The 23,386-nt window shown below is 67.2% G+C and carries 30 protein-coding genes; 14 read left to right on the top strand and 16 right to left on the bottom strand.

The window, feature by feature from the left end; genetic code table 11:
* Positions 1-621, top strand: coding sequence for a guanylate kinase (gene gmk / locus ACLIJ1_RS09425; protein ID WP_411365254.1), 621 nt, complete (start codon positions 1-3; stop codon positions 619-621).
* A gap of 29 nt (positions 622-650) precedes the next feature.
* Positions 651-854: a DNA-directed RNA polymerase subunit omega gene (gene rpoZ, locus ACLIJ1_RS09420; protein WP_066158523.1), complete on the top strand. Its 204-nt coding sequence runs from the start codon at positions 651-653 to the stop codon at positions 852-854.
* A 73-nt stretch (positions 855-927) separates the two neighbouring features.
* Here rpoZ and nadA read toward each other — a convergent pair whose 3' ends face one another.
* On the bottom strand, positions 928-2,031 hold the full coding sequence (gene nadA, locus ACLIJ1_RS09415) for a quinolinate synthase NadA (RefSeq protein WP_411365253.1): 1,104 nt from the start codon (positions 2,029-2,031) through the stop codon (positions 928-930).
* 8 nt (positions 2,032-2,039) lie between these two features.
* Positions 2,040-2,903, bottom strand: coding sequence for a carboxylating nicotinate-nucleotide diphosphorylase (gene nadC, locus ACLIJ1_RS09410; RefSeq protein WP_411365252.1), 864 nt, complete (start codon positions 2,901-2,903; stop codon positions 2,040-2,042).
* Positions 2,904-2,984: 81 nt separating this feature from the next.
* Here nadC and panB point away from each other — a divergent pair, with 81 nt between their 5' ends.
* From panB to panC, 3 genes are read left to right on the top strand one after another with little or no spacing between them, the layout of a single operon-like run.
* Positions 2,985-3,875, top strand: coding sequence for a 3-methyl-2-oxobutanoate hydroxymethyltransferase (panB, locus tag ACLIJ1_RS09405; protein ID WP_411365251.1), 891 nt, complete (start codon positions 2,985-2,987; stop codon positions 3,873-3,875).
* Positions 3,872-4,693, top strand: coding sequence for a hypothetical protein (locus tag ACLIJ1_RS09400; protein ID WP_411365250.1), 822 nt, complete (start codon positions 3,872-3,874; stop codon positions 4,691-4,693). The genes panB and ACLIJ1_RS09400 overlap by 4 nt, the downstream gene beginning before the upstream one ends.
* Before the next feature lie 47 nt (positions 4,694-4,740).
* A complete protein-coding gene (panC, locus tag ACLIJ1_RS09395; protein WP_411365249.1) occupies positions 4,741-5,607 on the top strand; it encodes a pantoate--beta-alanine ligase in 867 nt (288 codons plus the stop codon).
* A gap of 123 nt (positions 5,608-5,730) precedes the next feature.
* On the opposite strand, the gene ACLIJ1_RS09390 is transcribed toward panC, so the two are convergent.
* From ACLIJ1_RS09390 to ACLIJ1_RS09375, 4 genes are all read right to left on the bottom strand, one after another.
* The gene (locus tag ACLIJ1_RS09390; protein WP_411365248.1) at positions 5,731-6,750 is read right to left on the bottom strand and encodes an NAD(P)H-dependent glycerol-3-phosphate dehydrogenase; all 1,020 of its coding nucleotides are present in this window, start codon (positions 6,748-6,750) and stop codon (positions 5,731-5,733) included.
* A 21-nt stretch (positions 6,751-6,771) separates the two neighbouring features.
* Positions 6,772-7,215 (bottom strand): protein-export chaperone SecB, encoded by a 444-nt coding sequence (gene secB, locus ACLIJ1_RS09385; protein ID WP_411365247.1) that lies wholly within the window; start codon positions 7,213-7,215, stop codon positions 6,772-6,774.
* A gap of 96 nt (positions 7,216-7,311) precedes the next feature.
* Entirely contained in the window at positions 7,312-7,569 is a 258-nt protein-coding gene (grxC, locus tag ACLIJ1_RS09380) for a glutaredoxin 3 (RefSeq protein ID WP_411365246.1), read from the bottom strand.
* Positions 7,570-7,597: 28 nt separating this feature from the next.
* Positions 7,598-8,008: a rhodanese-like domain-containing protein gene (locus ACLIJ1_RS09375; RefSeq protein WP_411365245.1), complete on the bottom strand. Its 411-nt coding sequence runs from the start codon at positions 8,006-8,008 to the stop codon at positions 7,598-7,600.
* Positions 8,009-8,119: 111 nt separating this feature from the next.
* On the opposite strand from ACLIJ1_RS09375, the gene gpmA reads away from it, so the two are divergent.
* The 3 genes from gpmA to ACLIJ1_RS09360 all read left to right on the top strand — a co-directional run bounded on the left by gpmA (position 8,120) and on the right by ACLIJ1_RS09360 (position 11,231).
* Positions 8,120-8,863, top strand: a complete 744-nt coding sequence (gpmA, locus tag ACLIJ1_RS09370; protein WP_411365244.1) for a 2,3-diphosphoglycerate-dependent phosphoglycerate mutase — start codon at positions 8,120-8,122, stop codon at positions 8,861-8,863.
* 116 nt (positions 8,864-8,979) lie between these two features.
* Complete coding sequence (locus ACLIJ1_RS09365) at positions 8,980-10,461, top strand: S41 family peptidase (RefSeq protein ID WP_411365737.1); 1,482 nt, start codon at positions 8,980-8,982, stop codon at positions 10,459-10,461.
* A 14-nt stretch (positions 10,462-10,475) separates the two neighbouring features.
* Complete coding sequence (locus ACLIJ1_RS09360) at positions 10,476-11,231, top strand: HesA/MoeB/ThiF family protein (protein WP_411365243.1); 756 nt, start codon at positions 10,476-10,478, stop codon at positions 11,229-11,231.
* Here ACLIJ1_RS09360 and ACLIJ1_RS09355 read toward each other — a convergent pair.
* From ACLIJ1_RS09355 to ACLIJ1_RS09340, 4 genes are all read right to left on the bottom strand, one after another.
* Positions 11,216-11,791, bottom strand: a complete 576-nt coding sequence (locus tag ACLIJ1_RS09355) for a thermonuclease family protein (protein ID WP_411365242.1) — start codon at positions 11,789-11,791, stop codon at positions 11,216-11,218. The genes ACLIJ1_RS09360 and ACLIJ1_RS09355 overlap by 16 nt on opposite strands.
* An 83-nt stretch (positions 11,792-11,874) precedes the next feature.
* Entirely contained in the window at positions 11,875-12,537 is a 663-nt protein-coding gene (locus ACLIJ1_RS09350) for a YitT family protein (RefSeq protein ID WP_411365241.1), read from the bottom strand.
* Between the two features lie 64 nt (positions 12,538-12,601).
* On the bottom strand, positions 12,602-13,159 hold the full coding sequence (locus tag ACLIJ1_RS09345) for a hypothetical protein (RefSeq protein WP_411365240.1): 558 nt from the start codon (positions 13,157-13,159) through the stop codon (positions 12,602-12,604).
* 16 nt (positions 13,160-13,175) lie between these two features.
* Positions 13,176-14,390, bottom strand: a complete 1,215-nt coding sequence (locus ACLIJ1_RS09340) for a 6-phosphofructokinase (protein ID WP_411365239.1) — start codon at positions 14,388-14,390, stop codon at positions 13,176-13,178.
* 66 nt (positions 14,391-14,456) lie between these two features.
* Between ACLIJ1_RS09340 and ACLIJ1_RS09335 the strand changes: the two genes are divergently transcribed.
* Positions 14,457-15,518 carry a histone deacetylase family protein gene (locus ACLIJ1_RS09335; protein WP_411365238.1) on the top strand — a complete coding sequence of 354 codons (1,062 nt, stop codon included), beginning with the start codon at positions 14,457-14,459 and terminating at the stop codon, positions 15,516-15,518.
* Between the two features lie 7 nt (positions 15,519-15,525).
* Here the strand turns inward: ACLIJ1_RS09335 and ACLIJ1_RS09330 are convergent, their stop codons facing one another.
* The 3 genes from ACLIJ1_RS09330 to ACLIJ1_RS09320 are packed head-to-tail and all read right to left on the bottom strand — an operon-like array spanning position 15,526 to position 17,106.
* Positions 15,526-16,080, bottom strand: coding sequence for a DUF3455 domain-containing protein (locus ACLIJ1_RS09330; RefSeq protein WP_411365237.1), 555 nt, complete (start codon positions 16,078-16,080; stop codon positions 15,526-15,528).
* 34 nt (positions 16,081-16,114) lie between these two features.
* Positions 16,115-16,507 (bottom strand): c-type cytochrome, encoded by a 393-nt coding sequence (locus ACLIJ1_RS09325; protein WP_411365236.1) that lies wholly within the window; start codon positions 16,505-16,507, stop codon positions 16,115-16,117.
* The gene (locus tag ACLIJ1_RS09320; protein ID WP_411365235.1) at positions 16,507-17,106 is read right to left on the bottom strand and encodes a ferritin-like domain-containing protein; all 600 of its coding nucleotides are present in this window, start codon (positions 17,104-17,106) and stop codon (positions 16,507-16,509) included. The genes ACLIJ1_RS09325 and ACLIJ1_RS09320 overlap by 1 nt, the downstream gene beginning before the upstream one ends.
* A 210-nt stretch (positions 17,107-17,316) precedes the next feature.
* On the opposite strand from ACLIJ1_RS09320, the gene ACLIJ1_RS09315 reads away from it, so the two are divergent.
* From ACLIJ1_RS09315 to ACLIJ1_RS09295, 5 genes are read left to right on the top strand one after another with little or no spacing between them, the layout of a single operon-like run.
* Entirely contained in the window at positions 17,317-18,267 is a 951-nt protein-coding gene (locus ACLIJ1_RS09315; protein WP_411365234.1) for a DUF3034 family protein, read from the top strand.
* Positions 18,268-18,296: 29 nt separating this feature from the next.
* Positions 18,297-18,779, top strand: coding sequence for a group I truncated hemoglobin (locus tag ACLIJ1_RS09310; RefSeq protein WP_411365233.1), 483 nt, complete (start codon positions 18,297-18,299; stop codon positions 18,777-18,779).
* Between the two features lie 11 nt (positions 18,780-18,790).
* Positions 18,791-19,459: a plastocyanin gene (locus ACLIJ1_RS09305; RefSeq protein ID WP_411365232.1), complete on the top strand. Its 669-nt coding sequence runs from the start codon at positions 18,791-18,793 to the stop codon at positions 19,457-19,459.
* Between the two features lie 10 nt (positions 19,460-19,469).
* Complete coding sequence (locus ACLIJ1_RS09300; RefSeq protein WP_411365231.1) at positions 19,470-20,036, top strand: sigma-70 family RNA polymerase sigma factor; 567 nt, start codon at positions 19,470-19,472, stop codon at positions 20,034-20,036.
* Positions 20,037-20,046: 10 nt separating this feature from the next.
* Positions 20,047-20,853 (top strand): anti-sigma factor domain-containing protein, encoded by an 807-nt coding sequence (locus ACLIJ1_RS09295; RefSeq protein ID WP_411365230.1) that lies wholly within the window; start codon positions 20,047-20,049, stop codon positions 20,851-20,853.
* On the opposite strand, the gene queF is transcribed toward ACLIJ1_RS09295, so the two are convergent.
* The 3 genes from queF to yaaA are packed head-to-tail and all read right to left on the bottom strand — an operon-like array spanning position 20,854 to position 23,386.
* Complete coding sequence (gene queF, locus ACLIJ1_RS09290) at positions 20,854-21,696, bottom strand: NADPH-dependent 7-cyano-7-deazaguanine reductase QueF (protein ID WP_411365229.1); 843 nt, start codon at positions 21,694-21,696, stop codon at positions 20,854-20,856. It abuts the gene before it with no gap.
* Positions 21,697-21,706: 10 nt separating this feature from the next.
* Positions 21,707-22,588: a 2OG-Fe(II) oxygenase gene (locus ACLIJ1_RS09285; protein ID WP_411365228.1), complete on the bottom strand. Its 882-nt coding sequence runs from the start codon at positions 22,586-22,588 to the stop codon at positions 21,707-21,709.
* 21 nt (positions 22,589-22,609) lie between these two features.
* Positions 22,610-23,386, bottom strand: coding sequence for a peroxide stress protein YaaA (gene yaaA / locus ACLIJ1_RS09280; protein ID WP_411365227.1), 777 nt, complete (start codon positions 23,384-23,386; stop codon positions 22,610-22,612).

Here is a 23,386-nt window from a genome sequence, read left to right as displayed (position 1 = left end):
ATGGAATACCCCGGAAACCTGTTTGTTGTCGCGGCCCCGAGCGGGGCTGGCAAATCCAGCCTGGTCAAGGCATTGATGGAGCTGGACCAGCGCGTCTCTCCCTCGATTTCCCACACCACCCGCGCGCCGCGGGGCCAGGAAGTCCATGGCCGTGAGTACTACTTTGTCAGCCACGAAACCTTCGACCAGATGGTGGCGCAGGACGCCTTCCTCGAATGGGCGCATGTGCATGGCAACCGCTACGGCACATCCAAGCAGGCGATCGAGCAGCGCATTGCCCAGGGCGTCGACGTGGTGCTGGAGATCGACTTCCAGGGGGCGATCCAGGTCAAGCGCATCTTCCCCAACGCCGTGCTGGTCTTCATCCTGCCCCCGAGCTGGGAAGAATTGCGCTCGCGGCTGGAGCGCCGTGCCGAAGACAGCGCCGAGGTCATCGAAGTGCGGCTCAAGAATGCCGCCCATGAGATGGCACACGCCAAGGAATTCGATTTCGTTATAATCAACGAGTTGTTCGAGCGCGCCTTGTTCGACCTCAAGGCCATTGTCCACTCGCAGCGACTGCGCTACACCGCGCAGAGCATTACCCGCAGCGAGACCTTCCAGGCGCTCAACATCTCCTGATTCCCCTGCTTTCCTACCGAGGCCCGCACATGGCACGCATCACCGTCGAAGACTGTCTGGAAAAGATCCCCAACCGCTTTCAGCTCGTGCTGGCCGCGACCTACCGTGCGCGCATGCTGAGCCAGGGCCACGCACCAAAGATCGAAAGCAAGAACAAGCCGGGCGTGACCGCCCTGCGTGAAATTGCCGAAGGCAAGGTCGGCCTGGAAATGCTCAAGAAGGTCCCGACCTGATCTTTCTGGTCCGGCCCCGATGAAAAAAGCCCGCTGACTCAGCGGGCTTTTTCTTTGGTCCGGAGAAAACCGCTCAGGCCGCGCCGATGTTCGGCACCAGCGCGCCGGCATCCTGACCGGCCTTGTGTGCGGCCGTGAACGCCAGCATGCGGTCGATCGGCAAACGGGCCCGCGGGATCAGGGCCGGATCAACATGGATCTGGTTCAGTCCCTTCTCCAGCACCTGTGCCACGCCGGCCAGGCCGTTCATCGCCATCCAGGGGCAGTGCGCGCAGCTCTTGCAGGTGGCGCTGTTGCCAGCGGTCGGCGCTTCAATGAACAACTTGCCCGGGTTCTGCTGGCGCAGCATGTGCATCATGCCGTTGTCGGTGGCGACGATGAACTCGGTCGCATCGAACTCGCGCGCTGCCTTGAGGATCGCCGAGGTGGAGCCCACGGCATCCGCCAGCTTCACCACATCGGCCGGGCTTTCCGGATGCACCAGCACCTTGGCCTTGGGGTGTACTTTCTTGAGCGCTTCCAGCTCGAAGGATTTGAACTCGTCGTGCACGATGCAGGAGCCGTTCCACATCAGCATGTCGGCGCCGGTTTCACGCTGGATGTAGCCACCCAGGTGCTTGTCGGGCGCCCACAGGATCTTGTGGCCCTTGTCCTTGAGCGCCTTGACGATGTCGAGCGCGCAGCTGGAGGTGACCAGCCAGTCCGAACGCGCCTTCACCGCCGCGCTGGTGTTGGCGTAGACGACCACCGTGCGGTCCGGGTGCTGGTCGCAGAAGGCACTGAAGTCCTCGATCGGGCAGCCCAGGTCCAGCGAACAGTTCGCGTCCAGATCGGGCATCAGCACCGTTTTCTCTGGTGAAAGGATCTTGGCGGTCTCACCCATGAAGCGCACGCCTGATACCACCAGCGTGGTTGCGGCGTGATCGCGGCCGAAGCGAGCCATTTCCAGAGAATCGCTGACGATACCGCCGGTCTCAATCGCCAGGTCCTGCAGGTCAGGGTGCACGTAGTAGTGAGACACCATCACCGCGTTGCGCTCCTTGAGCAGGCGGCGGATGCGTTCCTTGAGTTCGGCGCGCTGGCCGGGTGTCGGCTCGACCGGCACCCGCGCCCAGGCGTGTTTTGTCGGGCACGCGGGCTGTTCGTACTCGACGTCGATGATGGCGTTGGCGGTCATGTCGGTCCTCAGAGGGTTTCGAAACGCATCGAGAAGTCGGTGGCCTTGACGTCTTTCGTCAGTGCACCAATGGAGATGCGGTCGACGCCAGTCTCGGCCAGCGCACGCACCGTGTCGAGGTTCACACCACCAGAAATCTCCACGATCGCGCGGCCGGCATTGCGGCGCACCGCGTCCTGCAAGGTCGGGATGTCCATGTTGTCCAGCAACACCATGGTCGCGCCGCAGGCCAGTGCCTCATCCAGCTGCGCCAGGTGTTCGACCTCGATCTCGACGAAGCGGGCCTGAGGCGCCGTTTCCTGAACCCGCCGGAGCACCGCCGCCACGCCGCCCGCGGCGGCGATGTGGTTTTCCTTGATCAGCACCGCGTCGTACAGGCCGATGCGGTGGTTCACGCCGCCGCCGATCTTGACCGCGTACTTCTGCGCGAGTCGCAGGCCGGGAATGGTCTTGCGGGTGTCGACGATGGCAGCCCGCGTGCCTTTCACCGCATCGACAAACACCGCCGTCTTGGTGGCGACCGCAGAGAGCAGTTGCAGAAAGTTGAGGGCCGTGCGCTCGGCGGTCAGCAAGGCCTGGGCATTGCCCTCGATGTGCAGCACCACCTGATCGGCGGAGCAACGTTCGCCTTCATCCACATGCCAGATCAGAGTCGCCGTCGGATCACAGGCCAGCACGGCCGCCTCGACCCAGGGCCGGCCACAGATCACGGCGTCCTCGCGGGCCAGAATGCGCGCGCGCGCCGGACGACTTCCATCGACCAGCGCGGCGGTCAGGTCACCCGGGCCGACGTCTTCGGCCAGGGCACGCGCCACATCACTGCGCGCCAGTTCGGCCAGGTCCGCAGCGGTGAAATCGGAGAGGTGTTTCATGGGCAGAAGCATAACGGGTGGGGGAATGCGGGATGGACTATAGTCCGCCCCAAATCGACCACCCGCGGAGGGGACATCACCATGAGCCAGACCAACGCCCAGGCGCCCGCCACCGGCACCCCGTACGGCACGCTGCCGGCTGCTTCTCCGCTGCCACAGCGCAAACCGGTGAGCCTTCCACGGCTGCAGGAAATGCGCGACCGCGGCGAGAAGATCACCATGCTCACCGCCTACGACGCGACCTTCGCGGCGGTCGCGGACGCAGCAGGTGTCGAATGCATCCTGGTCGGCGACTCGCTGGGCATGGTCTGTCAGGGTCTCTCCAGCACCGTCGGCGTGACGCTCGAGACCATGAGGTACCACACCGAGAGCGTGGTGCGCGGCCTGCTTCGGGTGCAAGCCACCGCCTGGGTCATTGGCGACCTGCCGTTCGGCAGCTACCACGAGAGCAAGGAACAGGCGCTGCGCAGCGCGGCCGAACTCATGCGGGCCGGCGCCCACATGGTCAAGCTAGAAGGCGGCGGCTGGACGGCCGACACGGTGCGCTTCCTGGTCGAACGGGGCATTCCGGTCTGCGCCCACCTGGGCCTGACGCCGCAGACGGTGCACGCACTGGGCGGCTATCGCGTGCAGGGTCGCGGTGACGCCGCTGCGCTGCAACTGCGCCGCCACGCCATCGAACTGCAGGACGCAGGCGCCACCATGCTGGTGCTGGAGATGGTGCCCGCCCTGCTGTCGGCCGAGATCACGCAGGAACTCAAGACCTGCCACACCATCGGCATCGGCGCCGGCAAAGGCACGGCCGGGCAGGTGCTGGTGATGCACGACATGCTGGGCATCAACCTGGGCAGGAACCCGAAGTTCGTGCGCAATTTCATGGACGGCGCGGCCAGCGTGCGAGATGCCATGGCCGCCTACGTTGCCGCCGTCAAGGACGGCAGCTTCCCCGACGACCAGTTGCACGCCTGGTGAAGCTGCGCCGGTCACAGCGCCCGCTGCGCACGCGGGACGAGGCGGTCAACGAACTGCGCAGCGACCTGCAGTCGCATTCCTGGCCACGCACACAGATGACACTGCTGGTGTCGCTGACTGGCGGAGCCGGACTGCTGGCTTCGTTTGTCATGCTCCACGCGGGCGTTCACAGCATGGCGCTGCGCTACCCGCTGGCCCTCACTGCCGCCTACGGCGCCTTCCTGCTGCTGCTCTGGCTGTGGCTGTGCACCAAGGCCGAGGACTGGACCGACATCCCCGACGCCGCCCTGGAGCTGCCCATTCCGTCGGGGCGCGGTCCTGGCACCTGGACCTCGGGTGGGGGTGGCAACTTCGGTGGCGGCGGCGCGAGCGCCAATTTTGACGCCCCCATCCCGCTGCAGGCCTTTGCCCCCGGCAAATCCGCGTCCATCTCCAGCGATGCCGGCAGCGGCCTCTCGGACGGGCTGGCTGACGGGCTCGGCTCCATCGGCGACGCGGCCGACGCCGACGAACTCGTGATTCCGCTGCTGGTGATCGCGCTGGCCGTGGGCCTGGCGCTGTCGTCCTTCTATGTGATCTACAGCGCCCCGACGCTGTTCGCCGAACTGCTGCTGGACGGAGCGCTCTCGGCCTCGCTCTACAAGCGCCTGCGCGGCATCGAGCGGCGCCATTGGGTGTCGACCGCATTGCGCCGCACCGCCCTGCCCTTTGTACTCACTGCGCTGTTCCTGGCCGCCGTCGGCTGGGGCCTGCAGACTGCCGCGCCGGGCGCCCGCTCGGTGGGTGAAGCCATCCACCTGGTCTCGGAAGCTTCTTGAGGGGTGGCGATAATCCCCCGAGTCCGATCCAACCCTGCCGATTCCGCATGAAGCTCGTCCACACCATCGCCGATCTGCGCGCCGCACTGGCGCCCCACCAGTCGCCCGCCTTCGTGCCCACGATGGGCAACCTGCACGACGGGCATCTCGATCTGGTGCGCCAGGCCCAGCCGCTGGGCGATGTGACCGTTTCCAGCATCTTCGTCAACCGCCTGCAGTTCGCGCCGCACGAAGACTTCGACACCTACCCGCGCACCCTGCAGGCCGACTGCGCGCGCTTGGAGCAGGCTGGCTGCGACATCGTGTTCGCGCCCTCGGAAAAGGAGCTCTACCCCGAGCCGCAGGTCTACAAGGTGCAACCCCCGTCAGACCTGGCCGATATCCTTGAAGGCCACTTCCGGCCGGGCTTCTTCATCGGCGTCTGCACCGTCGTGATGAAGCTGTTCCAGTGCGTGTTCTCCGATGCCAAGGGGCCGCGCTACGCGCTGTTCGGCAAGAAGGACTACCAGCAGCAGATGGTGATCCGCCGCATGGTGCAGCAGTTCGCGATGCCGATCGAGATCATCGCGGGAGAGACCCAGCGCGCCGCCGACGGCCTGGCGCTGAGCTCGCGCAACGGCTACCTGAGCGAACCCGAGCGTGCCGAGGCGGTGCAACTCTCGCTGGCGCTGCGCGCGCTGGCACGCGACGCGCTGGCCGCCGCCGGCTCGTTGCCGGACAAGCGCGAGGCACTGGAAGCCAACGCCATGCGCGCACTGGCGCTCCGCGGATGGGGGCCGGACTACCTGACCGTGCGCCGCCGCGCCGACCTGCAGCCACCGCGCGCCGAAGACGCGCTCACGCCGCAGTCGCTGGTGGTGCTGGGCGCCGCTCGCCTGGGCAGCACACGCCTGATTGATAACTTTGAAATCTGAACTCCTGCGCCGCTGCGCGTCTTCCCCCTAAAAGGGGGACAACACCAGCGGACCGGCAAAGCCGGTTCCGTGGTGTTTCTGGCCAAGACACCGCGCGCCGAAAATGCGCGCGAGGGTGACTCCCTAAGCCTCGTCTTTCGGGTCGCGGCCCATCAGTGCGGCCACCGCTTGCGCGGGTGCCAGGCGACCATCCAGCAAGGCCACCACACCTTCGCTGATCGGCATGTCCACGCCGAGAAGGCGGGCGCGTTGCACGACGGTGCGGGCGCTGTAGACGCCTTCGGCCACGTGGCCCAGCGAATCGACCGCCTGCGACAGGCTCAGGCCCTGCGCCAGCAACTGGCCGACCTTGCGGTTGCGTGAGAGATCGCCGGTGGCGGTCAGCACCAGATCGCCCAGGCCGGACAGGCCCATGAAGGTCTCAGCGCGCGCGCCCAGTGCCAGACCAAGCCGGGTCATTTCCGCCAGACCGCGCGTGATCAGCGCCGCGCGGGCGTTCAGGCCCAGCGACAGGCCATCGCAGAGGCCGGTGGCGATCGCCAGCACGTTCTTCACCGCGCCGCCCACCTCGACTCCAACGGCGTCTTCGTTGGCGTAGACGCGCAAAGAAGGACCGTGAAAAGCGGTCACCAGTGCTTCGCGCACGCTGGCATGCGCGCTGGCCGCCACCAGCGCGGTCGGCTGGCCGCGTGCGACTTCCAGGGCGAAGCTGGGCCCGCTGAGCACGCCAGCCTTCAGCATCGGTGCAACAGCCGCCTGGACTTCATGTCCGAGCAAACCTGCGGCGGCGCCCTCGCCCAGCGGAGCTTCGAAGCCCTTGCAGAGCCAGGCCACCGGTGCGGGGTGGGACGCCAGACGTTCAAGCATGCCGCGCAGGGCGGCCATGGGCGTGGCCACGATCACCAGATCGGCGCGCGACAAGGCGTCCGGTGGCCATGAGGCATCGTCTCCGGCCAGCAGCAGACCGAGCGGCAGGGCAACGCCGGGCAGATACCGGGTGTTTTCGCGGGCGGCACGCATGGCCGCCACCTGGGCGCCATCGCGCGCCCACAGCGTCACCCGGTGGGGTTCACCGGGCAGACGTGCAGCGGCAATGGCCAGCGCGGTGCCCCAGGCACCGGCGCCGAGAACGACGATGTCCATCGTCGGTGGACGCGTCAGGGCTTACTGCGTGACAGCGCCGGCGGCCTGCGCCTGCTGCTGTTCGTACATGGCCTGGAAGTTGATTTCGGCCAGGTGCACCGGGGGGAAACCGGCCCGCTGGATCAGATCGGCCACGTTGCCGCGAAGGTAGGGATACACGATCTGCGGGCAGGCAATGCCCATGATCGGACCCATCTGGTCTTCGGGCAGGTTGCGGATCTCGAAGATGCCGGCCTGCTTGGCTTCGACCAGGAACACGGTCTTGTCCTGGATCTTGGTCTGCACCGTGGCGGTCACGGCGATTTCGTACACGCCTTCTGCGACCGGCGCGGCTTCCACGCCCAACTGGATGTCGACCGAGGGCTGTTCCTGTTCCAGCAGGATGGCCGGGGAATTGGGCTGCTCCAGGGACGCTTCCTTGAGGTAGACGCGCTGGATCTGGAAGATGGGGTCTTGGTCGGCCATAAAAGCTTTCGGATGGAATCGGGAATGAACAGGGCCCGCCCGGGGGTGTCCCGCAGCGGGCCCAACGAAGGATTATCTCAGCAGCTCCAGGGCTGATCAGCCTTGGAGCAGTGGCACCAGTCCGCCCTGGCGGTCCAGCGCGTGCAGGTCGTCGCAGCCGCCGACGTGGGTCTCGCCGACAAAGATCTGCGGCACGCTGGTGCGGCCGGTGATCTTGGTCATCTGCGCACGCAACTCGGGCTTGCCGTCGACCACGATTTCTTCGTAGTCGGTCACGCCGCGCTGCTGCAGCAGGGCCTTGGCACGGCTGCAGTAGGGGCAGTAGTCGCTGGAATAGATCTTTACATGGGCCATGGCCTGACTCCTGTTCACCAATGGCCGTTCAGGCCTTTTCGACCGGCAGGCTGGCTGCGCGCCAGGCACCCATGCCGCCCGTCAGCGAGCGGGCGTTTTCGTAGCCCAGGCCCTTGGCAATCGCGACGGCCCGCTTGGAGCGCGCACCCGTGGCGCACACCAGAACCACCGGCAGGGCCTTGTTCTTGACGGTACCCGCCAGCTTTGCTTCCAGCTCGCCCAGCGGCACGTTCTTCGCGCCGGTCACGTGCCCCGAGGCGAATTCTTCGGCGCTGCACACATCCACCACCACCGCCTTCTCGCGGTTGATCAGCTGCACCGCTTCAGCGGGGTTCACCCCGGCCGCGCCGCCGCCGGTCGTCAGGATCGGCCACAGCAGCGTTCCACCCGAAGCCAGGGCCACGGCAAACAGCATCCAGTTGTTCAGAAAAAAACTCACGAAGCACCTTTCAGGTCAGTCAAGGGCGGGATTTTAGAATGTGGGGCTGTCCGGCAATGGCCGACGGACTCCGAATGCCCCTTTTCCCCTGACCCAACGCCCTTTCTGCCCATGTACAAGCTAGTCCTGATCCGCCACGGCGAATCCACCTGGAACCTCGAAAACCGCTTCACCGGCTGGACCGACGTGGAACTGACCCCCACCGGCGTCTCGCAGGCCATGTCGGCCGGCAAGCTGCTCAAGGCAGAGGGCTACGAATTCGATGTCGCCTACACCTCGGTGCTCAAGCGCGCGATCCACACCCTGAACTACTGCCTGGACGAGATGGAGCGCAGCTGGCTGCCGGTGGTCAAGGACTGGCGCCTGAACGAACGCCACTACGGCGGTCTGCAAGGCCTGAACAAGGGCGACATGGCCAAGCAGTACGGCGACGAGCAGGTGCTGATCTGGCGCCGCAGCTACGACACCCCGCCGCCGGCCCTGGACGCCAACGACCCGCGTGGCCAGCGCCAGGACCTGCGCTACGCCAAGCTCAAGCCCGAACAGGTGCCGCTGACCGAGTGCCTGAAAGACACCGTGGCCCGTGTGCTGCCCATGTGGAACGAAGTGCTGGCACCGGCGATCAAGGGCGGCCAGCGCATCGTCATCGCCGCCCATGGCAACTCGATCCGCGCCCTGGTCAAGTACCTGGACAACATCGGCGACAACGACATCGTCGGCGTGAACATTCCCAACGGCATTCCGCTGGTCTACGAGCTGGACGCCGACCTCAAGCCGATCAAGTCTTACTACCTGGGCGACGCCGAGGCCGCCGCCAAGGCTGCAGCGGCCGTGGCCGCTCAGGGCAAACGCTGAGCCGCCGGTAAGGAACCGAATCGCGGGGCCATGCTCCAAGGTGTATATTGGCCCGCAGGCCCGAGGCAAAACGCCCGGGCCAGCGCATTTTTCGGGGTATTTGGATGGGCAAGCAAGTGAATCAGAAGCTGAAAATCGCCGGCTGGGTGGCCGCAGGAGCCTTGGCGGGCTCGCTGACCACGGTGCAGCTTCAGGCGGTGGCGCGCGGTGCGCTCGCTCCCCTGCCGTTGGAAGAGCTGCAGCAGCTCGCCGCGGTGTTCGGCATGGTCAAGACCGACTATGTCGAGCCGGTGGACGAGAAGAAGCTCATTTCCGAGGCGATTTCGGGCATGGTTTCCAGCCTTGACCCGCACTCCCAATACTTCGACAAGAAGTCGTTCAAGGAATTCCGCGAGGGCACCAGTGGCCGCTTCGTCGGTGTGGGCATTGAAATCACGATGGAAGATGGCCTGGTCAAAGTCGTCTCCCCGATCGAGGACTCCCCCGCTTTCCGTGCCGGCCTGAAGTCGGGCGACCTGATCACCAAGATCGACGACACGGCCGTCAAAGGCCTGTCGATCAACGACGCGGTCAAGCTCATGCGCGGCGAGCCACGCACCAAGGTGCTGCTGAGCATCTTCCGCAAGGACGAGAACCGCACCTTCCCGGTCACCATCACCCGTGAAGAGATCAAGACCCAGAGCGTGAAGGCCAAGATGGTCGAACCCGGCTACGCCTGGGTCCGCGTGTCGCAATTCCAGGACCGCACGGTCGAGGACTTTGCGAAGAAGGTCGAAGACCTCTACAAGGCCGATCCCAAGCTCAAGGGCCTGGTGCTCGACCTGCGCAACGACCCGGGCGGCCTGCTGGACGCAGCCGTGGCCCTGTCGGCGGCCTTCCTGCCGGAGAACGTCACCGTGGTGTCGACCAACGGGCAGCTGGCGGACAGCAAATTTACCTACACCGCAGCGCCGCAGCACTACCTGCGACGCGGTGGTCCGGACCCGGTGGCGCGACTGAGCAAAGTCACCAACGGCGCACTCAAGAGCGTGCCACTGGTGGTGCTGGTCAACGAAGGCTCTGCCTCGGCCAGCGAAATCGTCGCCGGCGCACTGCAGGACCACAAGCGCGGCATCATTCTGGGCAGCCAGACCTTCGGCAAGGGCTCGGTGCAAACCGTGCGTCCGCTCGGCCCCGACACCGGCCTGAAGCTGACCACAGCCCGCTACTACACCCCCGGAGGCAAGTCGATCCAGGCCAAGGGCATCGTGCCCGACGTGATGGTCGACGAGACGCCCGAAGGCAACCTGTTTGCCGCCCTGCGCACCCGCGAGGCCGACCTGACCAAGCACCTGACCAACGGCAACGAAGCCAAGCCGGGTGACGCGCCCATGACCGATGCCCAGCGCGCGGCAGAACAGCAGCGCGACAAAGACCGCGAAGAAGCGCGCAAGCGGCTGGAAGAAGAGTCGAAGAAGAATCCGGGCCAGCGCCTGGTGCCGGAATTCGGCAGCGACAAGGACTTCCAGCTGCAGCAGGCGATCAACAAGCTCAAGGGCCGTCCGGTGCTGGTCAGCAAGACCCAGACCGAGCGCCCCGAAGAGAAGAAAGAAAACTGATCCCGGCGCCTGCCTTGGACGACCAGCAGCTCCTGCGCTATTCGCGCCACATCCTGCTCAACGAGCTCGGCATCGAAGGGCAGGAGAAGCTGCTGGCCTCTCACGCGCTGGTGATCGGTGCCGGTGGCCTCGGATCGCCGGTGGCGCTCTACCTGGGCAGCGCCGGCGTCGGCCGCATCACGGTGGTCGACCACGACGCTGTCGACGCCACCAATCTCCAGCGCCAGATCGCGCACAACCTCGACCGGCTGGGCACACCCAAGGCCGAGTCGGTCCAGCACGCGATCGCCGCCATCAACCCCGACCCGCAGGTCACCGCCCTGGTGCAGCGTGCAGACGACGCGCTGCTGGACCGGCTGCTGCCCGATGTGGACGTGGTGATCGACTGTTGCGACAACTTCGCCACCCGCCACATGGTCAACCGGGCCTGCGTGCGCCACGGCGTGCCTCTGGTCTCGGGCGCTGCGATCCGCATGGACGGTCAGCTGGCCGTGTACGACCCGCGCGATGAGTCCTCGCCGTGCTACGCCTGCGTGTTCCCGGAAAACGCCGGCGTGGAAGAAACGCGCTGCGCCACCATGGGCGTGTTCGCACCCCTGGTCGGCATCGTCGGCACGATGCAGTCGGCCGAAGCGCTCAAGATCCTCAGTGGTCTTGGCTCGCGCATGACCGGTCAGCTCCTGATGATCGACGGCCGCGACCTGGCCTTCAACACCATCGCCCTGCCCCGCCAGCCGCATTGCGCGGTCTGCGCTCAGCGCGGCGCCTGATCCTTCGCCGCGGGGCGCTCCGGCATCGGACACGGACCGTTCCGCTTTCGGAACGCCCGAGGTTCCTCGACCGTCGCCGCCGCGAAGATGCCCTTTCGCTCCTTGCGTGCGACGGTTTCCTCCATCGCAAACGGACCGTCGCTGTGCCGCCAGCGGTAGGACCACGCAAAGCCCTCCCGCACCAGCCAGGCCGCAACGTCGTCGTCGCGCACCGTGAGGCGCACCAGCGCCCGGCCATAGTCGTCGCGGCGCCGCTCGGTCACCGTCACAGTCTGCTCCAGCACCCGCCGCACCAGCGCCTCGCGCGCAGCCAAGCCACCTTCCTGACAGATCTCCGGGGCATCCACCCCCTCCAGCCGCAACTTGCGGTACGTCCCACCCGCCAGCGGCTTCACCCACAAGGTGTCGCCATCCGACACCCGCGTCACCCGTGCCTCATACGCCTCGTCGAACCGGGGACGGAACCCTGATGCAGAAGACGACGTGGCATCAGAAGTCTGCGCGAGCGAACTCGAAGCGCACAACACCAGAAGCAGCGGGGCGAACAGAAACCAGCACACGCCGCGGAACCGGCTCCGCCGGGCCGCAGGCGTGGTCCCCCCTTCCAGGGGGGAAGCCGCGAAGCGGCGCAGGGGGGTATGCCTCATACAGCCATGTACCGACCCGGCCGGTGGTTGATCGCCAGCGTCATGTTCAGCACCACCGCGCCCAGCACCGACCAGGCGATCTGCGCCGGCTCGCGCAGCGCGAACGCCGTCAGCACGATCGCACAGTCCAGCCCCATCTGCAGGTGGCCGGCGCGCCAGCCGAAGCGCTCCTGGAGGTACAGCACCAGCACGTTGAAACCGCCCAGGCTGGCCCGGTGCCGGAACAGCATCAGCATGCCCGCGCCCACCAGCAGCCCGCCCACCACGGCCGCGAACCCGGGCGCCAGCGCGCCGATCGAAATCCATTGAGGAATCAGGTGGGCCCACAGCGAGAGCAGCCCGACCGCCAGGAAGGTCTTGATCGCGAAAGGTGCGCCCATGCGGCGCCAGGCCAGCCAGTAGAAAGGCAAGTTGATCGCGAAGAACCAGACGCTGAAGCTCACACCGGTGGCGTAGTGCAGCAGAAAGGCCAGGCCGGCGGTCCCGCCGCTGAGCAGGCCGACATGGCCGAACAGCACCACGCCCAACCCGACAAACAACGTGCCGGTCAACAGCGCCTGCAGGTCTTCGTGGGGCCGGTGGCGGGAAGGCGCAGCCCCGGCCAGGCGCGTCGGCGCGGCGGCGGGAGCAGTGGGCATGGCGGGCGACGGGGTGCTCATGGTGATCGTGAAAGCAAAAGGCGCACAGTGTCGCGCAGCGGGTGGACAGCCCGCTTGACGCAGGTCAGCGCCGTCCCCAGTTCTCGGGCGGTTCAAGGCCTTCGCCCAGATTCACCACGGGCACCGCGTCGACGATGGCATCGGCGCGCTGAGCCTGCAGCGACCGCTCCAGCGCCGCCACCGAGGCCTTGGCCCGTGGATCGGTCACCCAGGCCCGCTCATCGCGCTCCAGCCGAAGCTCGAAGCCCCGGCGCAGCAGTGACTGTGGTGGTCGCACCCGCAGACGGTAGAAGCGCCGCATCTGGTAGTGCAGCTGCAAACTGTCGTCGTCCAGCGGCCAGTGGTCGTGCAACAGGTACGAGCCGTACATCGCGCCGAGCGCCGCACTGGCCAAGGTCTGGAAGCGCTCATCCAGCAACACGAAGCTGTTCGCTTCCTCATAGGGGCAGTCGTCGGAGGTGATCAGCAGAAAGCCGTGGCGACAGCGGTACTGCGCCTCCACCACATAGCCCGGCAATTGCGTGCCGGTCGGCCGGCCCTCGAAGCGCAGCGCCGAGGTTTCCGGCCAGGTGTCGTATTCACCGGGATGGGGGTCGAGCGAGAAGCCCTGGATCAGCTGCATGGTCGCCGGTCGGCCCTCAGCGGTGGAGCACCTTGGGCACCGGGTTGAAGCGCAGGCGGAAGGCGTCGGGCATGTCCGAGCCCAGCAGCGGCCGCAGGTAGAGCCGGAAGGCGTCGGTCACGTCGGTGCCGCTGGCGGTGATGAACTCGTCTTCCATCACCCGCGTCTTGCCGGCCACGGCTTCCAGCGGCAGCAGCTCGTAGTCGGCCGAGTAGAAGCCGGTGCGCTTGATCGCGACCGAGCCATCGACCTGGCCCCACATGGCGAACTGCACGGCTTTCTCGCCCACCTCGCGCGCCTCGCGCTGGTCCACGTCGCTGACGCAGCCGATGAAGCTGCGCTGCAGGTAGCCGAAGGTGTCACCGCGCACGCGCTTGATGCCCAGGTTTCGCTTGATCTCCTCGCACAGCAGGTCGGCCAGTGCGCCGCTGCCCGAAAGCTGCACATTGCCGTGCGCGTCTTTCTCGATGTCCTTGGCCAGCTGGGTGATGATGGGCTGGCCAGAGGCGTCGTGGATGCCCTCGCTGACCGCGATCACGCAGCGGCCGTGGCGTTCGTACATGGCCTTCACGTCCGCCAGAAACTTCGGAATTTCGAACACGCGCTCGGGCACATAGATCAGGTGCGGGCCGTCGTCCGGAAACTTCTTGCCCAGCGCCGACGCGGCCGTCAGAAAGCCCGCGTGCCGGCCCATCACCACGCCCACATAGACGCCGGGCAGCGCCGCGTTGTCGAGGTTGGCACCGGCAAAGGCCTGGGCCACGAAGCGCGCCGCCGACGGGAAGCCCGGCGTGTGGTCGTTGCCCACCAGGTCGTTGTCGATGGTCTTGGGGATGTGGATGCTGCGCAGCGGGTAGCCGGCCTTGTGCGCCTCTTCACTGACGATGCGCACCGTGTCCGACGAGTCGTTGCCGCCGATGTAGAAGAAGTGCTCGATCTCGTGCGCCTTGAGCACCTTGAAGATCTCCTGACAGTACTTCAGGTCCGGCTTGTCGCGCGTGGAGCCCAGCGCTGAAGCGGGAGTGCGCGCAACGGCTTCGAGGTTGTGGCTGGTTTCCTGCGTGAGGTCGACGAAGTTCTCGTCCACGATACCGCGCACGCCGTGGCGCGCACCGTAGATGCGTTGCACGTTCTGGAACCGCCGCGCTTCCAGCGCCACACCCACGAGGGACTGGTTGATGACGGCGGTGGGGCCGCCGCCCTGGGCGACGAGGATTTTTCCGGATGACATGTGGACCTCTGGGAGTCGGTGCAAGAGTGCTCGCGCAATATAGCCCGGAGTGCGACACTGCTGCGCATGAAAACCTTCCACAACCCCCACCACGCCCTGCACCAGGGGCGCGAAGAAATGTTCCGTGGCCGCATGGTGCCGTGCCACGAGGTGCCGGCGCGGCTGGACTATGTGCTGGCCGAGCTGCAGCGACGGTCGCAGGGCGGGCTGTTTCTGCCGCAGGTGAACGACGCCGATCTGGACGCCGCCATCGGCCGCGTGCACGACGTGCGATACACGCAGTTCCTCGCCGGCGCCTGGGACGAATGGGTGGCGATGGACCCGGCGAATGCGCAGCGCGACGCCCTGCCCTCGGTCTGGCCGCTGGGCAACAAACACGCCTTCCGCACCGACGTGCTGCCGCAGAACTTCGCGGCGCGGCTGGGGCTGTTTTCGTTCGATTCGGGCTCGCCGCTGACGGCCGGCACATGGACCGCCGCGCGCGCCGGTGCGGCCTGCGCGGTGGCCGCCGCGCGCGAGGTGCATGGCGGCGCCCGCGCCGCGTTCGCTCTGACCCGCCCGCCAGGCCACCACGCCGGGCCGGACTTTTTCGGCGGCTACTGCTTCCTCAACAACGGCGCCATCGCTGCCCAGACGCTGCGCGACCTGGGCCATGCCAAGGTCGCTGTGCTGGACATCGACTACCACCACGGCAACGGAACGCAGACGATCTTCTACGAACGCCCCGACGTGATGACCGTGTCGATCCACGGCAATCCGGCGACCGAATACCCGTTCTTCCTGGGCCACGCCGACGAACGCGGCGCGGGCGCCGGTGAGGGCTTCAACCTCAACCTGACGCTGCCGCGCGGCACCGGCTTCCCGGCCTGGTGCGAGGCGCTGGACCGCGCCATCGAAGCGGTCGAGGACTTCGGCGCCGATGCGCTGGTGGTGCCCATGGGCATGGACACCTTCAAGGGCGACCCCATCTCCGGCTTCACGCTGGAGAGCAGCGACTACGACACCGTCGGCCGCCTGCTGGCTGCCGCCAGCCTGCCCACCGTGTTCACCTTCGAAGGCGGCTACGCGGTGGACGAGGTCGGCGTCAACGCAGTCAACCTGCTCGAGGCCTACTGCCGCTCGATCTGAAAGCGGGTTACACCGGCCTCCAGAAGATGTAGTCGGCGCTGTAGGTCACCACGCGCTTGCTGCCCATGGTGCCCGCGTCGCAAGGCGCGGCCGGCGCCACGCCACCGCGGGTCGCCACGCGCTGGATGTGGCTCACGCCCTGCACCATGCCACTGCCCATCGCCGGACTGGCCTTCACCAGCTGCAGCGGGATGTTGCCGCTGCCGTTGGGCGCGACAGCCAGTTGCGCGCCCGTGACCTTCGAGCCGTCGTTGAGCTCCCAGGTCGCCGGCGGGCCGTAGTACTTGCCCAGGCGTTCGCCTTTGCGGCCCTTCAGGCCGGCATCGGGGCCGACAAAGAACCACTCGTACTGCCCGGCCATGTCTTTCTTGGCGCGGCATTCGTAGGTGATGTCACCGGCCGCGGCGGTTTCGAACGCCACGCGATGACCGGCCGGCACCTGCACGGCAGCGGGCAGGTCGCCTTGCGAAAACGGCGCCATGGACGGGCCACTGGCGCAGGCGCCGAGCGTGAGAGCGACAGCACCGCCCAGGGCGGTGGTCAGAGACAGGCGGGAAGACATGGATCGGCTCCAGTGAATAGAAAGACAAAGGGATTCAGCGGGCAGGCTGGCCCGTGGCGAGCGATTGCAGGAAGGCCACGACGTCGCGCCGGTCGTCGGCCTCGGCCAGGCGGTAGCCCATGGCCTGGCCCGGCACCAGCGCTTCGGGGTCGGTGAGCCAGGCCATCAGCTTCTCGGGCGTCCACCCATGGGTGGCGCGGGACAGGGCGGGCGAATAGGCGAAGTCCGCCTGCTTGCCCGCCGGTCGGCCGACCACCGTGCCCAGCGCCGGGCCGACGCGGTTCTGATCCAGGCTGTGGCAGCCGCCGCAGCGCGACTCGAACAGCTGGCGGCCGCGCTGGACGTCAGCGGCCTGGGCCTGCGCCACCGGCAGGCCCCCTGCCAGCAGCGCAAGCCCCAGGCTGGCACGGAGCAGGGTCGTGCGCATCAGGCACCGAAGCTCAGGGCGCCACCGGGCAGCGGACGGCCCAGCGCGTTGGTCAGCACGGTGAAGTGCATGGTCTCGTCGGCCGCCAGGCGCGCGGCCACCTTGGCCAGGTCCTTGCTGCCCAGCGAAGGGATCACGCCGAGGTAGGCGTTGGTGGCGCCCAGTTCCAGCCGCGCCGCCAGATCCAGCACATCGGCCTGGTTGCGCAGCGTGTCGGCCTTGAGCGCCTTGGCGTAATCGTCGAGCTTCTTCTCGGCCACCGGCGTGCCGCCCAGCTTCTGGATGGTGGCGATCAGCGCGTCCCGGTGCGCCTTGTGGTGGCCCTGGAAGCTCACCGCCACGTCGAGCACGCCCTTCTGCAGCAGACCGCTGCCGGCGCCGAGCTGGTAGGCGTTGATGGCTTCGTGCTCCAGGCCGAGCGCGACGTTGAGGATGGACACGTCCTTGGCGACATCGCCGGACATGCCCTGCGCCAGCGCTTCCTTGCCGGCCAGCAGGGCGACGGCCACGGCCGACAAGGCACCGCTGCGCTGCATGAAGCTGCGGCGGGAAGCGGGCGGGCCAACGAGTTCGGATGCGGGAACAAACAGGTTCGACATGGTGGGGTCCTTGGTGGGTGGTTGGTTACTGAGCCGGTCACGCCTTTGCGGCACCGACGTTCCGGATACGCAACCCGGACGGCCGACGGATTCAGATATCCCCACAAAGTCCGGGGATATGCCCGCCGCTGAATCCAGATCGCCAGGGGCTGCGTAAAGGTGGTGTCGGGCCGCTGCGCCCGGCCCCCATCCACCCCACCAGGCTCCACCATGCACAACGCCCAACGCCTCCACCGACACCGCACCCCGGCCGCGATCCTGCTCGCCCTGGGCAGCGCGGCCCTGCTCGCCCACGCTCCCGCCCACGCCGACACCGGCAAGCTGCTGTTGACTGGCGGTGTGAGCACCATCGACGGCGCGGCCGGCGGCGGACTCTCGCCCTGGGCCCTGATCGGCAGCCAGGCCACGGCCGGCGAGACCGGTGTCTCGACCTACCTCAGCCACGCCCGGACGCAGGACTACCGCCTCAATGCCTACGGCGTCGCCGTGGGCCTGAACGACCGCGTTGAACTGTCCGTCGGCCGCCAGGACTTCGACACCGGCATCACCGGCACGCTGCTGGGCCTGCCCGGCCTGCACCTGAAACAGGACATCCTGGGCGCCAAGCTGCGCGTCGCGGGCGACGCCGTGCTCGACAGCGACTCGCTGATGCCCCAGATCGCGGTCGGCGTGCAGGCCAAGCGCCTGGGCTCCTCCGGGCTCGACGCCACGCTGAAGGCGCTGGGCGCCAAACGCACCGGCACCGACTTCTATGTCAGCGCCACCAAGCTGTTCCTCGCCCAGGGCCTGCTGGTCAACGGCACGCTGCGTGCCACCAAGGCCAACCAGGGCGGCCTGCTCGGCCACGGCGCCACGCTCGGTGGCGCCGACAACGGCTATGAGCTGATGCCCGAACTCTCGGTCGCCTACCTGCTGCGCAAGGATGTGGCCGTCGGCTTCGAAGTCCGCGCCATGCCCGACAAGCTGAACAAGGCGGGCGCGGCTGCCGGCCTGGGCAACGGATTGCGCGCCGGCAACTGGAAGGACATCTTCATTGCCTGGGCCCCGAGCAAGAACGCCTCCATCACCCTGGCCTATGTCGACCTCGGCACCGTGGTCCCCGCCACCACGAAAAACAGGAAGCAGACCGGCGCCTACCTCTCGGCCCAGCTCGCCTTCTGACCCACCATCCACCCATTCACGGATCTGCCATGAAACAGCTCATCACCCTCTGCACCCTCTCGCTGCTGGCCCTGGCCGGCACTCCGGCCCTGGCCCAGTCCATGGACAAAATGGCGGCCGTCACCCCCGCCTCGGCCTACCCGGTTGCACCCGCCGCCGGTCTCTTTGACGCCTTCGGTGGCCAGACCGGCATCCGTTCCCTGATGAACGACTTCGTCGTCCGACTCAAGGCCGACCCGCGGCTGGCCGAAGCATTCAAGGAAGCCAACGCCGCCAACCTGGCCAAGCAGCTGGCCGACCAGGTCTGCCAGCTCTCCGGCGGCCCCTGCGTCTACAACGGCCCGACGATGAAGGAAGCCCACAGCAGCATGGACGTCTCCCGCGCCGACTTCAACGCGCTGGTCGAGGTGCTCCAGGTCAGCATGGACGCCCGGGGGATTCCGTTTACCCGGCAGAATCAGCTCCTCGCCTTGCTGGCCCCCATGCACCGGGACGTGATCAACGTCCGTTAAGAGGAGATTCCATGCGCCACGCCACCCTTCTGGCCGCCTGCCTGCTGGCAGGCCTTTCCGCCGCGCAGGCCGCCACGGTGCAGGTCACCGTGCTGGCCCGCGACGGCAAGCCCCTGCCCGATGCGGTCGTGGTGCTGGAGCCGGCGGCCGGCCAGCCCGTCCCTGCGTCGCAGCCGGTGAGCCACACCATCACGCAGGAAAAGATGCAGTTCGAACCAGCCCTCAGCCTGGTGCCGATGGGTTCGCGCATCAAGTTCGCCAACCTCGACCGCTGGGACCACCACGTCAAGGGCGGCGCGCCAGGCCTGCTGGCCGCCGGCACGACAGCCTTCGAGTTCCGTCTGGCCGGCCGCACACAGGGGCAACCGACCCCCAGCAACGAAGTCCTGCTCGACAAGGCCGGCCCGATCCAGCTGGGCTGCCACCTGCACGGCTCGATGCGCGGCTTCGTCTACGTCGCATCCACGCCCTGGGCCGCCAAGACCTCGGCCGAAGGCGTGGCAACGATGCCGCAGGTGCCCGAAGGCGCCATGCAGCTGCGCATCTGGCACGCCGACCAGCTGGTCGACCAGGCCAGTGTTGCGGTGCAGGTGCAGCCGGTCACCAGCGTGAACGTGCCCACGCTGATCCAGCCGCGCAAACCGCGCCGCATCCAGTTCGATTCGGGCAACCAGTACTGACACCCCCGCCATGGACGCCGACCAGACCCTGATGACTTTGCTGGACGAGATCGCACAGCGCAACGAGGCCGCCCTCAAGTCGCTCTACGACCTCACCAGCGGCAAGCTCTACGGGCTGGCGCTGCGCGTGCTGGGCAAACACGAGTGGGCCGAAGACGCGCTGCAGGAGACCTTCCTGCAGGTCTGGCGCACGGCCACCGACTACCGCTCCTCGCTGAGCCCGCCGATGGCATGGCTGGGCCTGATCGTGCGCAGCCGCTCGCTGGACCTGCTGCGCCGGCGCAAGGTCGACCGCGAGCACCTGCGCGACGACATCGACGACGGTCACACCGACACGCTCGCCAGCGACACACCCGACCCGATGGACACCAGCCTGGCGAGCCAGCAGGCCTGGGCCCTGCACCAGTGCCTGACGCGGCTGGAGAACAAGCAGCGCGAGGTGGTGAGCCTGGCCTACCTGCGCGACCTCAGCCACGGCGAACTGGCCGAGCAGCTCAAGCTTCCGCTGGGCACCGTCAAGACCTGGATCCGGCGCGGCCTGGACCAGCTGCGCGTCTGCATGGCGCGTTTCGCGTAAGGGGACGGACATGGACATCCACCGTCACCCCGAACTGCTCGACCGCCTCGCGGCCGCCCACGCCATCGGCACCCTGCGCGGCAGCGCGCGCCGACGGTTCGAAACCCTGGCGCGTGAGCGCGCCCCGGTGCGCGCGGCCGCCCTGATCTGGCAGAGCCGCGTGGCCAGCATGACCGAGCTGGAACAGGCGGTGGCCCCCTCCCCGGTGGTCTGGACGCGGATTGAAAACCTGGTGCGCGCGGAGCGCGAAAAGGCCGCGATGCTCGCCGCAGCGCAAGCAGCGCAAGCAGCGCAAGCAGCGCAAGCAGCGCCCGCAAAGCCCGTCGGCGGCTGGTGGCGCAACCTCGCGCTCTGGCGCGGCGCGGCGGGCGCCGGTGCACTGGCGACCGTGCTCGCCGTCGTCACCACGGTGGGGCTGCGCGACCGACTGGGCGCACAGATCGACGAACTGCAGGCGAAGCTCTCGGCCCAGCCGCAGATCGAATACGTAGCCGTGCTGAACGACGACCAGGCCAGCGCCTCGATGCTGGTGACCTTCGACCCGAAGAACCGCAAGCTGACGCTGCAGCGCGTCGGCGGTTACCAGGAAGCCTCGGACAAGTCGCTGCAGCTGTGGGCGCTGCCGCCCGGCAGCAAGCCGCGTTCACTGGGTGTGCTGAGCCAGGAGAAGCTGCTGCAGCTCGCGGCGGGTGAAGGTGACGTGCGCGAAGTACCGACCCTGGCCATCAGTCTGGAGCCCAAGGGTGGCGTGCCCAGCGAGACCGGCCCGACCGGTCCGGTGCTGTTCAAGGGCCCGCTGATCCAGAAAATGCTGTGATCACTGCCGGGCAGTGCGCGTATTGGCGGGCGGCAGCTGGGGGTGGCTGCTGCGCCAGGGGTTGATGTCCAGCCCGCCGCGGCGGGTGTAGCGCGCATAGACCATCAGCTTGGCCGGCTTGCAGCGGGTCAGGATGTCCATGTAGATGCGCTCGACGCACTGCTCGTGGAATTCGTTGTGGTTGCGGAAACTCACGATGTACTGGAGCAGCCCGGCCTGGTCAATCTGCGGCCCGCTGTAGCGGACCTGCACGCTGCCCCAGTCGGGTTGGCCGGTCACCAGGCAATTGCTCTTGAGCAAGTCGCTCACCAGCACTTCCTCCACCGGCTTTTCACCGAAGGCGGCGGTGAGGAAATCGGGCTGCGGCTGGTAGGTGTCGCACTCGACGTCCAGCCGGTCAATCGACACGCCTTCCAGCTCCTTCACCGGCTCGCACTCGAACAGGGGCGCCGTCAGCAGGCGCACGCCGGCGGCGGACTTGACCGTCTCGCCGTCCCAGATCGCGCGGGTCACGTCGTCGCGGATGCGGTCGCGCACGGCGTCGGCACTGTCCAGGCGCGTGTTGTTGAAGCTGTTGAGGTAGAGCTTGAAGGACTTGCTCTCGACGATGTGCGTGCTCTCGCAGGGGATCGTGACGTGCGCAATCGCGACCTGCGGCTTGCCCTTCATGTTCAGCCAGCTCAGCTCGAACGCGGTCCAGAGGTCGGCGCCAAGAAACGGCACGCTGCCGCGGATGCCGATCTCGCTGCGCTTGGGTTCGCGCGCCAGCGGGAACAGCAGCGAGGGGTCGTACTGGTCGGCATAGCTGGCGGTCTTGCCGAGGGGGGACTGGTCGGGTGTCATGCGTTGAACCTTACTCGAACACGCGTTCGCGCATCCATTTCGTTGCCACCCATTTTTCACCTTCGAGCACCGGCGCGCCGCCGTGCAGGCTCATGGTGCCTGGATGCGGCCGGTTGTAGGAGAAAAACACCGCGTTGCCGCGCACGGGTGCGACCTCCAGACCGATGTCCGGAAAGGTCGTGCCGCCCCCGCGCGCAGGCTCGTTGAGGTACATCACCACGGTGCCGACGCGCTGACCGCCCCGCTTGAGGATGGTCGGCGTGCCCGGCTCGTTCGGATCGAAGTAGTCGTAATGCGGTTTGTACTCGGCGCCCACCTGGTAGTTGAGCACCTGAATGCCTTCGCCGTTTTCCACCGGCCAGCCCACCAGCCGCGCGATGCGGGCCTCGATGCGCTTGATCAGCTCGCTCTCGCCGCGGCCGAAGAACATGCCATTGCTGGTGCGATCGGGATTGAGCTCTTCACCGCCGGTTGCGGTCTGCACCGTGAGCGAACGCGCCAGCCGGGGCTTGGCCGCCGCGATCAGACCCTCGCATTCTTCGTCGCTGAGCAGGCCGCCGAGCACCACCACGCGCGGCTGCGACACCGACACGATCACGTCGACCATCCGGTCGCCCCCGTCCAGCCGGCGCGGCGATCCGCTGAGCACGATCTCGGGCACGCGCGCGGTACCGTGTTCCTGCGCCAGCGCGTGCGCCGGTGCGGGCGCGGCCACCCGGCCGGCACCCAGTTGCTTGAGGTGGTCGCGCAGCGTCTGCTCCAGCGCCACCTCAGCCACCTCCGGTTGCCAGCCGGCCTTGACCATGGCTTCGAGCACCGCCTCGGGCATGCATCCCGCGCTCGACTGTTCGATGATCCACTGGCGCAGTTCAGGGGTGACGGTCTGGGTCATGGTCGCTTCCTCTCTCGGCGATCAGGTGGTCTTGTCGCGGCGGAACACCAGCCGGTCGGCCTCGCTGGCGGCCGGCGCGAAACGGTAGCCCTCGAGATCGAAGCCCTTGAGCTGTTCGGGGGTGGATGCCCGCTGCTGCAACGCGTAGCGCACCATCAGGCCACGCGCCCGCTTGGCGAAGAAGCTGACGATCTGGTGCTTCGCGCCCTTCTTCTCTTCGAACACGCAGCTGACCACGCGCGGCTTGAGCGCCTTGAGGTTCACCGCCTTGAAATACTCCTCGCTCGCCAGATTGATCAGCACAGGGCTTTTGTCAGCGCGAGCGCGGCGGTTGAGGTAGTCGGCGATCTGCGTGTCCCAGAAGCGGTAGAGATTGGCGCCCTTGGCGGTCTTCAGTCGTGTGCCCATCTCCAGCCGGTAGGGCTGCATGCGGTCCAGCGGCCGTAGCACACCGTAGAGGCCGCTGAGGATGCAAAGGTGCTGCTGCAGCCAGTCGAGTTCCTCTTCGCTCAGCGTCTTCGCGTCCAGCCCGCCGTACACGTCACCATCGAACGCCAGCACGGCCTGCTTGGAATTCTTCGCGGTGAACTTGGGCGACCAGGCCTGGTAGCGCGCCACGTTCAGCCCCGCCAGCTGGTCCGACAGGTCCATCAGGTCTGCCACCTGTTGCGGCGACTTCTCGCGCATCACCGCGATCAGCTCGCTCGCCTGCTCCACGAACAGCGGCTGCGTGAAGGTCTTGACGTGGGCCCGCGACTCGTAGTCGAGCGCCTTGGCGGGGGAGATGACGAACAGCAT

Source organism: Hydrogenophaga sp. RWCD_12, assembly GCF_046604225.1.
Taxonomy (GTDB): Bacteria; Pseudomonadota; Gammaproteobacteria; order Burkholderiales; family Burkholderiaceae_C; genus Hydrogenophaga.
This window is presented reverse-complemented; position numbering and strand designations above follow the sequence as displayed.